This window comes from Nonomuraea sp. JJY05 (genome assembly GCF_043496855.1).
Taxonomy (GTDB): domain Bacteria; phylum Actinomycetota; class Actinomycetes; order Streptosporangiales; family Streptosporangiaceae; genus Nonomuraea.
Genome location: NZ_JBIEIS010000051.1, coordinates 55133 through 68603, shown reverse-complemented (window position 1 = coordinate 68603; position 13471 = coordinate 55133). Strand labels below are relative to the sequence as shown.

The following is a 13471-nucleotide window of genomic DNA, read 5'->3' as shown; positions in this document are numbered from 1 at the left end:
CTCCAGCGTGTGGGTGCCGAATACTGTGTCTCCTCATGCGACCGGGGCGTACTCATGCAGGAGACCGCCAAGCCGGTCTCGCCGGGAGACCTCGATGTCGGCGTCGACCGGGTCGGGTAGCGCCCGTAGCGGGCTGGCCTCCTGCAAGGCCCGGTGCGGACGATGCCCATTGAAGTAGGTCTCGTACTCGGCGAGGACTTTGCACAGGTGGCGTTCGTTCATGATGAGGATCCGGTCGAGTAACTCGCGGCGTACGCCGCCCACCCACCGCTCCATGACCGCGTTCATCCGAGGAGCCCGAGGTGCTGTGAGCACCACACGAATGCCCTCGGACCTGACCACCTCATCGAACAGAGCAGTGAACTTACTGTCCCGGTCTCTGATCAGGAATCGGAAGTCGCCGATCCGATCGCCCAGGTCAAGTATCAGGGCGGATCCACGCCACCTTGCGCACCGCGCTGAACGCCGCGGTCCGCGCCCGGCTGATCCAGGTCAACCCGGCCAACGGAGCCGAACTCCCCCATCCCCGCCGACCGCATCCGGCCTTTCTGGACCGTCGGGCGGACGGCCCGATGGCAGCAAACGGGAGAACGTCCGGCGGTGGCGGTCCGGACCGAACAACAACTCGCGACCTTCCTGACCGGCATCGCGCAGGACCGCCTGTACGCCGCCTGGCGGCTGGCCGCGCTGCGCGGCCTGCGTCGCGGTGAGCTGGCCGGGCTGCGCTGGACGGACGTCGACCTGCAGGCCGCGGAGCTGACGGTGGCGCAGCAGCGCGTGCACGCCGACGGCCAGGTCGTGACCGGGCCGCCGAAAAGCGCCGCCGGCTGCCGGGGGGTGGCCCTGGACGCGGAGACCGTGCGGGTGCTGACCCGGCACCGCGAGCGGCAAGAGGAGCTGAGCGCGGCGGCGGGCACACGCTGGCTGGACTCGGAGTACGTGTTCACCACCGCGGACGGCACGCCGCTGCGACCGGACTACCTCACCGGCCGATTCCGCCGACTGGTGACCGCCTCCGGACAGCCGCCGATCCGGCTGCACGACCTACGACATGGCGCCGCCACGCTGGCGCCGGCCGCACGCACCGACCTGAAGGTGGTGCAGGCCATGCTCGGGCACGCCAGCATCGTGCTCACCGCCGACACCTACGTCTCGGTGCTGCCGGAGGTGGCCCACCAAGCCGCCCAGGAGACGGCCCGGCCGGTGCTGACCGCCGCGTCCGCGCTGGGGCGTCAGCTCAGCGGCTGACTCAGCTTTGCCTGATATTTGCCCATGCCGCCCCAGCGCACGGGCGCGGCTGGAGTTTCCGCAGGTGGAGAAGCGCGCCCTGTAGGATTCGAACCTACGACCTACGGATGAGAAGCAAGATCTTTTAATGCCGCCCTGCGCCTTTGGGTGATGGTTCGTGCCGCCTCAGCGCGTTTTGCGTGTCAGGCAGTGCCGGGTCCTGACGACGCGTGACGGGGCGTACGAGCACGCACCGAGCACGGCGACATCCCTCACCCCCGGGGACCCGAACGACCATAATGGATAGCCTGGCGACTGTTAAGAGGAGGCCGAATGGACCTCGCTAGGCATCCCCTGACGGACTTCGAGCAGCGCCTCGTCGATGTCGCCGACGACCGGGGCTTCACCCTCACCCACCTCGTGAAGTACTACTGCGAACTAAATCATCCTGACAGCCACATCACGTGCTACCTCGACCGGCAACGCACCCCTCACAACACGATCGCCGTCATGATTCACCCCGAAACCGATGTAACCCCGCTGCACGCTGTTCACGGCCTCACTGTCCAGTCCGACCTACGGCATGGCTCGAACATGCGCCGATTCCCCAAGAGACTGCACACCGGCACGGAGCCGATCACCTACGCTCGCCTGATCCAATGCGCCGACCTGAGCGCCTTCGGCCGCCTGCTAAACGCACTCGTGACAGCCAGCACCCCACGCTCGCGCAACTTTCAACCGGAAGGCGTAAACCCGTGAGGACGCGTCTCTGCTCCTCGGCGATCAGCCCCTGACCAACCATCTTGCCGCCGCTCAGTCCCTGAACCACATCACGCGGAAAGCGCAACGGCCCGCCCTATTCGATGCGGCGCAGGTCCATGCTGTCGGATCCGTCCCACCGGTTGTTCGCGGCCGCCTGGCGGGCTCGCTCTGCCAGTTCGCCGGTCAGGCCGGTGCGTTCGATGCACCATTCGACCCACTGTGGTAGCAGATCGAGGATGGCCTCGGCGTACTTCTTGATGTATCCGTCTGCGACGAGGATCACGGTGTGCTCGATCCGATGCGGGGAGCAGGCATAGTAGCCGGGTCCGGAAAGGTGGGACCAACTGTCGGCGAGCGTGGCGACGTCTTCCCGTTCGGGGCTACGGTCATCACGATCGCGTAGCCAGGCGGCGAAGTCGTCGATGATCGGGTTCAGGTCCTGCTGGGGCTTGGGCTCAGGAGCGACGGTGAACGACTCGCAGAGGGCGCGGGCGCGCTGGCGCAGACGGAAATGCTCGGCGATGAGCTGTTGCGACTCACTGCCGAGCAGCAGGGCATCCAGGAGGTCTGAACGGCACAGCGGATCCAACAGGTCGCGGGCGGTGGCTTGGTCGCACGGGGCCGGTTGGGTGGAGGCGGGCGCCGCGTGGGTCCCCACGGCGGCTCGCCACTCGGCGAGCGCTTCCTCCGGTGAGGCGAAGACGGCGGCGTGCACGACCCGGTCTCCGGTGCAGCGGTCGATGTCCCAGCAGTACCAGTGCGGGTCCTCCTCGCCCCAGGCGAAGGGGGCGAGGAGCGCGTACCGCGAGCCGTACTCGTCGGTCAGCAGCATTGGCTCTCCGGCCGGAGCGGCCCGCAGAATCTCACTCGGCCACCCGGGAGCGATGCCGGCCTTGGCCAAGGCCGTCGTGGTGTCCTTGATGACTTCGCGGACGGCGAGATCGAGGTCGCGGCGCAGCATCTCCCCGCTGGACGGCGCGGTCATCGCGGCGAGCCCGTGCAGCAGTCGCCACAGGTCAGCCATCTGCCCGCCGGTGCGCGCGGCGATCTGGATCTCGTCGCGGACGAGGTCGGCCAGACAGGCCAGGTACTGGTCCCAGTGGAAACCCATGGTCTCGGTCTGGGTGCGTGTCCACATCTCCTCGCCCACCAGGTCGACGACGGCGTTCTCCAGCCGCAGAGGCGAGTGGGCGGGCAGGTCGGCAAGGCGCTCGATGATCGCATTCTGGGAGTCCGGCCACCACTGATCCCCAGCGGTCCCCAGCAGCGACTCGAACAGCACAGAACGAGCATCAGGCGAGGGCTGACGGGCGGCGAGTTGCTGCGCGCGCCGGGCAGGATGGCCGCTGACTCCCCGGGTGGGGTTCGCTTTCGCTTTATGCTTCTTCGCCACGGCGCCGATCCTACGGTGTCTCATGGGCCAGGAAGGGCTCGTTCGCGCGGCGCGGGCGGCTGAGGCCGGGTCATACCAGACGGGAAAACTGACGCTGTCGGATGCGCGGGCGCTGGTGGCGCTGCTGGAGACCGGCGACGAGATCGACCCGACCCATGTGACCCTGCGCTTCCCACTGCTCGCCTTCGGAGCTGGTCTGCCCCCGATCCGGCCGCATGACCTGCGCCACGGCGCGGCCCCCCTGTCACTCGCCGCAGGCAACGGCATGAAGATCGCCTCAGCGATGCTGAGGCACCCCAAGCTCGCGACTACCTCTGACCTCCACACGACAGTGCTGCCCGAGGTAGCCCATGCGGCGGCGCAGGCCTGGTACCCCTACGAAGCTCAGGACACGAGCTGTCGGCGGCCAGCGGTCTCCCCCGCCTCCTCCACCATGCCTACTCGTTGTACTGGAGACAAGAAAGCGCCAGATCAGCGACATGAGCGCAGCGTGCCACGCTCAAGCGAGCGTCATCGGTGCACAGACCGTATGTCTCCGGCGGCGCGTACCGGAAGTCGACGGCTGATGCCGCGGCCCGGCGCTCGCCCCGACGCTGAAACCGGCGACCGCGCCGACGTTCGGGAGCCGCAGGTCGAGGACGAGCCCGGGCGGGACGTCAGGGATGAGGGCCGAGGCGCTTGGCGATCTCGCGTCCGAGTCCGGCAGCGGTGACCATGGTCTCCCTCGCGACGCTCACCCCCGCAGCGACTGCAGATCTTCCAGGAAGGATCTGGTGACAGACCTGGCGAGGTCCGCCGGGATCACGGCCGGATCCGCGAACATGCGCACCGCCAGATCGTCCGCAGCCAACGAGATGACCACTCCGAATCGGGGGATCCGGTAGTCCGCCGGGTCGCCCTCCTCGATGCGGATCGTGGAGGCGGAACATGACGAGTCCGGCTCGATCGGGTCAGTCTCGACACGGAAGTTCACGAAATGCCCGACGGCGCCGAAGCCCAGGTAGTCGTCGTCCAGTCCCGCCTCGGCCAGAACACCGCCGAGCTCGTCCTGGTCGTAGGCGGAATGTGCATATCCGGTCAGTAGCGACCGCCACATCCGGGCCGCCGCTTCGGGCAGCGGACCGCTGGACACGTCGACGCCGATCGCACCGTTCTGAGCGAGCATGCCCACATATCCACTGGATCCGGGCAGATACCGGTTCGAGCAGGTCACTCCCAGCGGAAAGGAGTCGATTCCGGTCTGCGCTGCGAACGTCCTCGCCAGCACCGTCAGCGCGACCGCAGCCTCGGATGTTCCCCAGTTGCCGGCAAGCCCCTTCACCTGTCTTCCCAGGCCGGGGCCGTGCCCCAGGACGACGGGAAAGCCACGGGTGCCCGAGGTCACGCCGGAGGCGCCGAACAACCGGCCCGGGTGCTTCTGGAGCACATCACGCATGTACTCGGCACTGCGGCGGCTGATCTCGGCGCCCCGCGGGGATCGCTCCTTGGCGGCCCACTGGAGCGGTTGGCAGGTAGGCTCGGGCAGCCCGGGCGTCTGCGCCAGCAGCGCCATGTAGTCGTGCTCCAGGATCGGGCCGACGGCCCCGTCCGCGATCATGTGTGACACCACCGTGACGAGCAAGGCTGGTGCTCCACCCGCGGTCAGGATCCCGAATCTTACGAGAAATTCTTCGTCCCAGGCGAAGTCACCGTCCACCAGTTCCTCTGCCATCCGGCAGAGCTCCTCTTCGCTCCGATCACCGGTCCCGATGTCGCGAACGCGGACGGCGAACCCGCCCTCGCCGTATACCTGCTGGACGAGGCCGCCACCCGGGGCAGCCAGCAGTCGCGTGCGGAGCGCCTCGTGCCGCTCCACGAGCAGCCGCAGCGCGGACAGCACGGCGCGATCACCGTTGCCGGGCGGAACTCGCCACAGCTGGAAGAGGTTGAACTGCTGCCGATGGTCCGCGTGCGCGTCCTGGATCGTCCAGATGTGGCGCTGGCCCCAGGTCATCGGGCCGGTTTCGGAGGTGAGCCCGCCGAACGAGATCTCGTACGAATCGTTCACTATGCCTCTCTCACCACACTGTCACTTCGCATACCGCTGTCTGGGGACCGGCAGACCACCGCGGCCGTCCCCGGTCAGGTCCGTTCCACTGCCAGGCCGGCGTCCGGCAGGACCTTGAGCCCGCGCACCGATGAATAATGGGTCCACAGCGCCGAGGTGCCCAGGCCCGCCGAGGCCAGGACGATGGTGCCGCCCATGCCCAGGCCCGACGACCCCAGTGCGCCGCCGAGCAGCGCTCCGATCGGCATGACCCCGGTGCTGAAGAACCCGCTGCACGTGTTCACCCGGGCCAGGTATTCGTTCGGCACCACGGTCTGGCGTAGCGTGACGTTGTTGACCCGCATGATCACGATCCAGAACGGCCAGAAGAACTGCGACATCGCGATCGCGGCGGCGGCGAGCGGAAACGGCGCCTCCCCCATGAAACCGATGGGCAGGGCGGTGACACTTGGGGCGAAATAGCACAGCGTCAGCGTGCGTCCGAGGCCGAGCCGCGCGGTGAGCCGCTGCCCCATCCACGCCGCGATGAGCCCGGCGACTCCGCCCAGCATGGCCAGCGCGCCCAGTGTCCCGGCATTGATTCCGAGGTCCCGGACGCAGAAGAGGATGATCACGGCTCCGAACATCGCTCCGAAGAAGTTGAACTGGGTGGAGGCGAGAACCAACGGCACCTGGTACGGAAAGCGCCGGACGGCGCGGAATCCGCTTTTGACGGCGGCCCAATGCCCCTCCTGGTCGACTTCCTTGTTCTCCTTAGGCGGAACAGCCGGCAGCCGGGTCAGCAGCACGGTGCCGAACACATAGGTGACCGCGTCCAGCAGCATCGCGAACGGCGCGCCCACGAGCTGGACAAGCAGTCCGGCGAATCCCGGCCCCGCCACGTCGCCGGCCGATTCACTCGCCTCGTTCCAGGAATTCGCTCTCGCCAGGCCCCGTCCGGCGAGCAGCCGCGGAAGGAAGGCGCCGGCCGCTGCGTCATAGAGCATTGACAGCGCGCCGACGAGGAATGTTATGGCGATCAAAATCGCCATGTCGAGATATTTCATAACGTACAGGACCGGAACGCACAGCACGAGCACGAACCGCAGCACATTCGCCAGGTGCATGAGCGGCAGATGCTCGAATCGATCCGCCCAGACGCCGATGGACAACCCGAAGACTAGAACAGCGGCCTCGGCCGCGGCGGCCAGGACCCCCATCGACCACGGACCGGCATCCAGGACGAGAGCCGCGATCAGCGGTAACGCGAATGCGGTGGTGATGGATCCGACCATGGAGACGGTCTGAGCGGTCCATAGGTAATAGAACCCTCTCGACAGAGTTTCACGGTCAGCAGTCACAACGAAACCTTTCCTGTGGCTCTGGTTGAAATCGGGAAACCCGGCGCACGCGCCAAGGTGAGGATTCGCAGGACAAAGCTCGGCTCTGGTTCGATCGGTCAGGCTATCCGACCTGGTCCGCCCTTTGCAGGCCGCTCATTATTGCTTCAGGCCGGTCCGGTCTGCGCCTTTCCGCGTCGTGATGGCCGCGACGATGTTCAACCGGGTGCCTGAGCGGTTGAATAACGCTCGCCGTGCGGCTCTCAGCACCGGCGGCATGGAGGAACACGTGAACAGCGCTCCTTGGAAGGACGTCGTGCAGGTCCCCTTCACCGGCGCCCGCGCCGGCACCTGGCCCACCACCTTCACCCAGGCCGCGTCCTGGCATGGCTGTCTGACGACCCCATGTCCGGTCGTCCTCCTGCCCATGCCGGACGACGCGACGTCGGGCCGCTGGACCGAGGCCCTGTGGCAGGATGCGGAACCCTTCGATCACGTCACCGACCTGCTCTGCGTGCTACCGTCTACCTCGGCGACAGGCGCCCGGCCCTCATGCGGCTGGGCATCTCCCACGTCCCCGCGGATCCAGCGGCGGCCGTGCTCGTCGAGCGCGACCTCGTCGACCTCATGACGGATTCGACCCGGCGCGTGCTGGGGCCACCCCGGCGGCAACCCATCGATCAAGCCGGAGACGAGCGGTCCATCCGGGGAACCCGCCGGCTGGACGCCACGTTGCGGTACTGGTCGGAGCAGTCGCGGCTCCTGCCCCTGCCGCCCTGCGCGATGACGATGCCGGCCTGGTGGACGGACAGCTGTACGATGAACGCGTACCGGTACGCCCACTACGACGCCCAGCGGCAGCCAGGCCATGAGCCTGTGCGCGTGACGATCGTGCGGCTGGTTCCCCGGCTGGAGGTCGAGCTCAGCTGCGACCCTCGGCTGATGTCGCCGGCGACGATGGCGGAGCTCCTCCACAGCGCCGAACGTGTACTGCTCGCCGCGTCCGGCAGCGGCGTCCCGCTGGCCGACCTCGCGGCGCTGACCCGGATCCGCCCGGTGGCCAGAGGCCCGGAGTGGACGTGCATTGAGGGGAGCTGGATCGACGTGGGCACCGTGCGGCGGCGGCTCGTCGAGGGCGAGCTCCGTCACGGCGTCGCCCGGATGTTCACCGTGCCGGACGGCGCCGAGCGGACACTCATCGCATACCTCACATCCCGTGACGAGGTGAACATCGGCGAGCTGCACCCCGCCTGCGTGGCGCGGCTCGGGCCCGAGGAACACGGTGTGATGACGCCGCAGTGGTACGTCGTGGTCGCGTCGCCGCCCGACGACCAGGACGCTTCGCGGACTCGCGCCCGCGAAGCGTCCTGCGGGAAGGCTCCGGGCGAGCGGATCTGCCCGCCAAGTCCAGCGCGATGGCGACGCCTTGATCAGTGCGCTGGTCCTCGCTCCCGCGTGAGCCGCCGTCCGGCAGAAGGAGTAGGCATGATGATGGAGTTCCAGGCCGATCCGAGCGCGTCCTCGCAGGCCGAAGGGGACGGCCTGCTCACAGAGCGGCTGGTCGCCATCTGGCAGGAGGTGCTGGGGACCGATGACATCAGCCGGGATGCCCATTTCTACGACCTCGGAGGCCGCTCCATCGCGGTGGTCGGGCTCGTCATGAGGCTCGCTGAGGAGTTCGGGACCGACGTGCCCATCGACGAGATTCTCGAAGCGCCCACCATCGCCGGCCAGGTCGCGTTGATCGCGCGGAAGACGTCAGGGATGCTCCTCGATGACAGCGGCCACGAAGTCGCCGAGCCGGGGATGCTCCACAAGCGTCCGGAGGCGGATCCTGCGTGAGAGGCGCAACTGGACGAGGACGACCGCTTTCGTAGCGAGGATCGACGTGCCTCCGAGAGCGAAGAAGTCATCCGTGGCCGACACGTCCGCCACACCCAGGACCGTGCGCCAGGCCTCCACCGCGATGGTGAACACCTCGGAGTTCGCGCGGTCGGAGGCGCTGGGCGCATCCAGCCGTCCCTCCTGGTGATCGGCTTGGTCGCGCGCCTGTTCCGCGAGGCCGGCCAGCGCCGCCGACACTTCGGAACGACGAGCGTCGAGGTAGAAGTGGCCGCCCGCGAACCACTGTGTGACAGGGGCGGAACCGAGGTCGCCAGCCCAGCCCTGGGGCGTGGCGGGCGGAAGGTAGGGATCGTCACGGCCGAGCCAGAGCCGGTGATCGTCGCCCGCGGGTGCTCCGGAGGGGGCGAGGTAGGTGTCCGCCAGGTGCAGATCCTGGCCGAGGACGGTGCGGGCGTAGATGAGGAGGTCGTGGTTCTCGAAGACCTCCTCGGAGCACCCGCCCCGCCCCCGCAGCTCGGAGTCGAGGGTTTCGGCCGGCCACAGGAGGAACGGTCGGCTGGGGTGCCGGGCCCGCTGGGCGACCCATCCCGGCGGCGGACACGCGGAGAGGACGACCGAACGGATCATCTTCCTGGCCGGCTCGGGGAGGTCGCAGGCGACGCTGTGGGCCAGCAGCGCTCCGAGGCTGTGCCCGAACAGCACGGTCGGGCGGTCCACCAGAGGGAGGGCGGCGGCGACGGCCGAGCCGGCCGCGGTCGTGTAGTCCGGCGCGTACGGCTCGCCGCTCCTGATCCCGCGCCCTGGGAGCTCGAACAGGCACGGCTCGCACCACGGCGGCATCAGCTCGGCCAGTCGCAGGTAGGAGGCGGAGAATCCGCCGGCGTGGTGGAACATCAGGAGCCGCACCTGGGCGCCGTCCCGGTGGAGAAGCCTGAATCCGTCCGGCGCGCTCATCGGAGTCCGCCGGCGCGCGCCGTGTCCGGAGCACCGGTGATCGTCCGGACTTGGCCGGGCCACAGAGACGAAGCCGGCGCGGGTTTGCGAGCGACCCCGCAATGGATACCCAGCGCCGGCGCTTCCGGGTCCGGGCTCTCGGCCGGTCGCCACTTCGCGACCGTCACGACACCCGGATCGACGAGTTCGAAGTCTCCGAAGAACTCCGTCACCTGTCTCCGGGTGCGCAGGGTCAGGTCGGCGAGGGCGCGTTCCAGCACGCTCTCGGAGTTCCGGGCGTCCCAGGCGACGTCGCCCGCCGCGTGCGAGATGACCAGGAAACTTCCCTCGGGGAGGGCCGAACGGAAGGCCGCCACCAACCGCGTGGGATCCTGCTCCTCGGTGACGAAGTGCAGGAGGGCGACGAGCAACAGCCCGATGGGCCGGTCGAAGTCGAGCAGGGACCGTACGGCGGGGTCGTCGAGCACCGCGCCCGGCCGCGTCACGTCGTCCCGGATGAAGGCCGTGGGGCCGCCGGCCGCCGGCAACTCCTCGAGCCGCGCCCCGACCTCCGGGTCATTGTCCACGTAGACCACGACCGCACGAGGGTCGATCGAGTGCGCGATCTCATGGGTGGTGGGCGGGACCGGGAATCCGGCGCCGAGATCCACGAACTGGGTGACGCCCTGTTCGGCCATGAAGCGCACGGCCCGGCGGTGGAAGGCGCGGTTCTCGCGCAGCATCGCGGTGAAGTCGGGAGCGGACGCGTTGACCCACGTGGCCGCGGTCCCGTCCACGTTGCCGTTGTCACCGCCTCCGACGATGGCGTTGTACACCCGTGCCGGGTCAGGCACTCTGTGGCCAATCATGAAGAGCTCCCCTCTCGGGTCACGACGACAGGCAGGCTGGTGATGCCCTGGATGAAGTTCGAGCGCAGCCTGACCGGCTCGCCGGCCACCTCGACGCGCAGCCGCCGCTCCGTCATGAGCCGCAACAGCGCCGTCAGTTCGGCCTGGGCCATGACGGAGCCGATGCAACGGTGAATGCCGAACCCGAACGAGAGGTGCCGGTTGGGCATTCGCCCCACCCTGAACCGCGACGCGTCACCGAACTGCTCGTCGTCCCGGTTGGCTGAGACGTTCCACAGCGTGACGGAGTCGCCGCGGCTGATCTTCCGCTCTGCGAGCACCACGTCCGCGGTGGCGATGCGCCGGGTGTAGGCGTTGACGGAGGTCCAGCGGAGGATCTCGCCGACCGCCGGCTCGGCCAGGTCCGGGTTCGCGTCCAGGGCCGCGCGCTCGCCGGGATTCTCGGCGAGCGCGAGGATACCCGCCGTTGCCGTGTACGGCGTGGTCTCGTTGCCGCCGACCGCGACGTTGAGACAGTTGTAGTAGACGTCCTCCTCCGGAAGGGGGCGTCCGTTGACCCTCGCCGCCAGCAGCGCGCTGACGAGGTCCTCGCCCGGGCGAACGCGGCGATCGGCGATGAGCGTGGCGAAGAACTCGAACACCTCGGCCTGGGCGACCGCCAACCCGAGGCGATCGTCGTCCCCGCCGCCGAATGACGGGTCGCGGAACCCGATGATCCGTCTGGTCAGCGCGGCCAGGTCGCAGGCCGCCGAGCGGGAGACGCCGAGCAGCTCCGCGATGGTCGCGGCCGGGAGTTCGGGGGCGATGTCCGCGGCGAAGTCGCAGCCGCCGTCGGCCAGCGCGCGATCGAAGGCTGCCCCGATCCGCTCGGCGGCGCGCACAGCGACCCGCGCCGTCATGTCGGCTCCGAACAGCTCGCGCAGTTGCCTGCGGAGCAGGCGGTGGTACGGGGGGTCCGACGCACTGAGCATCCGCCCCGCGGCGCTGTCGCCTTCGTGCCGGTAGGAATCTCCGTGCACCGAGCCGCCGACCGAACTGAACATGGCGGTGTCGGAGTACGCGGCCGCGACGTCGCCATAGCGGGACACCACCCAGTAGCCGGGCATGCCGGAGGAAGGCGCGTTCCAGTGGACGGGGTCGTTCTCACGGAGCAGGGAGAAGATCTCGTGGTGCCGCTGCTCCGTGAACAGCCGGGTGTCGTTGAGGTCGAGTGTCAGGTCCACAGCTCAAGCCGCCATTGCCTCGCGGACCAGCGCGGCCAGCTCGCCCAGCGTGGTCTGCCCCAGCATCGCCCGGGCGCCGATCGCGGCACCGAAGCGCTCCTCGAGCCGCCGCGCCATCCGGAACGCCAGCAGCGAGTTGCCGCCCAGGGCGAAGAAGTCGTCCTCCACTCCTGGCCCCTCAACCAGCAGCAGCTCCTCCCAGATCTCGGCCAGGTATCGCTCGACCTCGTCACGTGGAGCCACGCGAGCGACGCTGCGCCGGGCCGCCGTGGCCGCCAGCGCCGCGATGGCGTCCCTGTCCTGTTTGCCGTGTTCGCTGATCGGCAGCGCGTCGACGCGGACGACCACCGCCGGCACCATGAACTCCGGAAGTTCACCGGCCGTGTATGCGCGCAGCGCCTGTGGCCGGACTGTCGCGTCCGCGACCACCACGGCGGCGAGCAGCCGGTCCTGGCCCGCGCCGACCGGCACGACCACGGCGGCATGGACCCCATCGCAGCCGGTCAGCGTCCGCTCGATCTCGGCGGGCTCGACCCGATGACCACGGATCTTGACCTGGCTGTCGGCGCGGCCATGAAACTCGAGGACTCCGCCCTCACGCTGGCGCACCCGGTCTCCGGTCGCGTAGCAGCGGACCGCGCCCTCCGAGGTGAACGGATCCGCCGGGACCGATTCCAGGTAGCCGCGAGCGACCCCGGGCCCGCCCACGTGGAGGACTCCGATCTCACCGGGAGGAAGCTCGGCTCCTGACTCGTCGAGAATCCGCACGCTCACGCCCTCGAACGGCTTGCCGATCGGGACCGAGGCGGACCGGCCGTCCTCCTCGGTGACCCGGTGGCCCACGCAGGCCGTGGTCGCCTCGGTGGGCCCGTAGAGATTCCACAGCTCACCCTGGAAGCCACCCTCGATGAGCTGCGCGCACGTCTCGGGCAAGACCACGTCGCCGCCCGTGCACAGCACCCGAAGGTCGTTGAACGCCTCCCGGTCCTCCCGTACGACGTGGTTGAGAGCCATGCTCGGTACCAGCATCACCGTGATCCGGTGCCGGCGCAGGGCGCGGCGGACATCCTGGCCGAGAAGGACGGGCAGCGGCTCCAGCACCACGATCTCCGCGCCGGCCGCGAACGCGCACCAGGTCTCGTAGTGGAACGCGTCGAACGAGACATTCGAGATATGCCCCATGCGGTCGTGCGGCCCGATCGCAGGCAGGGACGGGTTCTCGGCGAAGAAGACGAGGTTCCCGTGCCCCAGGGCGACGGCCTTCGGCTCGCCGGACGAGCCCGAGGTGAACAGGACACACGCCATGTCCTGAGCGCCGGGCCCACGCGCGGGGGTCTCCCCTGCGTGCTTCGGCACCGGCTCCTGGCCGAGCCGCACCACCGTCGTCCCCGGCTCTCCCGGATCGTCGGCCGGCTCCTCGATGACAAGGACCTTGGCCCGGGCACGCGCGATCATCGCGGTACGCCGGGCCCGCGGATGGCGCGGATCGACAGCGACGTATGCGGCGCCGGCCTTGAGAATGCCGAGCAGCACCGCGAAGAGCCGGTTCCCGCGGTCGAGTTGGAACGCCACGACGTCCCCTGGACCGACGCCGTGGGCGGACAGCCGCGCCGCGACCGCGTTCGACCAGGCGTCGAGCTCGTCGAACGTCAGGGTCGCCGAGCGATCGGTCACGGCGGGCAGCGACCCGTACCGGGACACCGTCCCGGCGAACAGGTCGATCAGGCTCCGGCCCGATGCCGGGCCTGCCTCAGCCCGGCTCAGGCTTCCCGATTCCTGCACCCTCATCTTCCCTCCCTCCTGTGGTTCATCCACCTTCGATTGCAGGGCTTCGTCCTGTGTGCTGCGATGAC

Annotated in this window: 11 protein-coding genes; 3 read left to right on the top strand and 8 right to left on the bottom strand. The window is 68.9% G+C overall.

Going from position 1 to position 13471, the window contains the following annotated elements:
• Window positions 1-33 precede the first annotated feature (33 nt).
• A complete protein-coding gene (locus ACFKCF_RS50965) occupies window positions 34-315 on the bottom strand; it encodes an integrase core domain-containing protein (protein ID WP_394503225.1) in 282 nt (93 codons plus the stop codon).
• A gap of 285 nt (window positions 316-600) precedes the next feature.
• Here ACFKCF_RS50965 and ACFKCF_RS50960 point away from each other — a divergent pair, with 285 nt between their 5' ends.
• Both ACFKCF_RS50960 and ACFKCF_RS50955 read left to right on the top strand, forming a co-directional pair.
• On the top strand, window positions 601-1248 hold the full coding sequence (locus tag ACFKCF_RS50960; RefSeq protein ID WP_394503223.1) for a site-specific integrase: 648 nt from the start codon (window positions 601-603) through the stop codon (window positions 1246-1248).
• A 312-nt stretch (window positions 1249-1560) separates the two neighbouring features.
• On the top strand, window positions 1561-1986 hold the full coding sequence (locus tag ACFKCF_RS50955; protein WP_394503221.1) for a hypothetical protein: 426 nt from the start codon (window positions 1561-1563) through the stop codon (window positions 1984-1986).
• A gap of 97 nt (window positions 1987-2083) precedes the next feature.
• Here ACFKCF_RS50955 and ACFKCF_RS50950 read toward each other — a convergent pair whose 3' ends face one another.
• The 3 genes from ACFKCF_RS50950 to ACFKCF_RS50940 all read right to left on the bottom strand — a co-directional run bounded on the left by ACFKCF_RS50950 (window position 2084) and on the right by ACFKCF_RS50940 (window position 6769).
• Entirely contained in the window at window positions 2084-3271 is a 1188-nt protein-coding gene (locus tag ACFKCF_RS50950; RefSeq protein ID WP_394503219.1) for a hypothetical protein, read from the bottom strand.
• A gap of 844 nt (window positions 3272-4115) precedes the next feature.
• Entirely contained in the window at window positions 4116-5375 is a 1260-nt protein-coding gene (locus ACFKCF_RS50945) for a condensation domain-containing protein (protein WP_394503246.1), read from the bottom strand.
• 128 nt (window positions 5376-5503) lie between these two features.
• Window positions 5504-6769, bottom strand: coding sequence for an MFS transporter (locus ACFKCF_RS50940; protein WP_394503217.1), 1266 nt, complete (start codon window positions 6767-6769; stop codon window positions 5504-5506).
• Window positions 6770-7300: 531 nt separating this feature from the next.
• Here ACFKCF_RS50940 and ACFKCF_RS50935 point away from each other — a divergent pair.
• Window positions 7301-8590: an acyl carrier protein gene (locus tag ACFKCF_RS50935; protein WP_394503215.1), complete on the top strand. Its 1290-nt coding sequence runs from the start codon at window positions 7301-7303 to the stop codon at window positions 8588-8590.
• Here ACFKCF_RS50935 and ACFKCF_RS50930 read toward each other — a convergent pair.
• From ACFKCF_RS50930 to ACFKCF_RS50915, 4 genes are read right to left on the bottom strand one after another with little or no spacing between them, the layout of a single operon-like run.
• The gene (locus ACFKCF_RS50930) at window positions 8507-9547 is read right to left on the bottom strand and encodes an alpha/beta fold hydrolase (protein ID WP_394503213.1); all 1041 of its coding nucleotides are present in this window, start codon (window positions 9545-9547) and stop codon (window positions 8507-8509) included. The genes ACFKCF_RS50935 and ACFKCF_RS50930 overlap by 84 nt on opposite strands.
• Window positions 9544-10395: an SAM-dependent methyltransferase gene (locus ACFKCF_RS50925; RefSeq protein WP_394503211.1), complete on the bottom strand. Its 852-nt coding sequence runs from the start codon at window positions 10393-10395 to the stop codon at window positions 9544-9546. The genes ACFKCF_RS50930 and ACFKCF_RS50925 overlap by 4 nt, the downstream gene beginning before the upstream one ends.
• Entirely contained in the window at window positions 10392-11618 is a 1227-nt protein-coding gene (locus ACFKCF_RS50920) for a cytochrome P450 (protein ID WP_394503209.1), read from the bottom strand. The genes ACFKCF_RS50925 and ACFKCF_RS50920 overlap by 4 nt, the downstream gene beginning before the upstream one ends.
• 3 nt (window positions 11619-11621) lie before the next feature.
• Window positions 11622-13406, bottom strand: coding sequence for an amino acid adenylation domain-containing protein (locus ACFKCF_RS50915; RefSeq protein WP_394503208.1), 1785 nt, complete (start codon window positions 13404-13406; stop codon window positions 11622-11624).
• Between the last annotated feature and the right edge of the window lie 65 nt (window positions 13407-13471).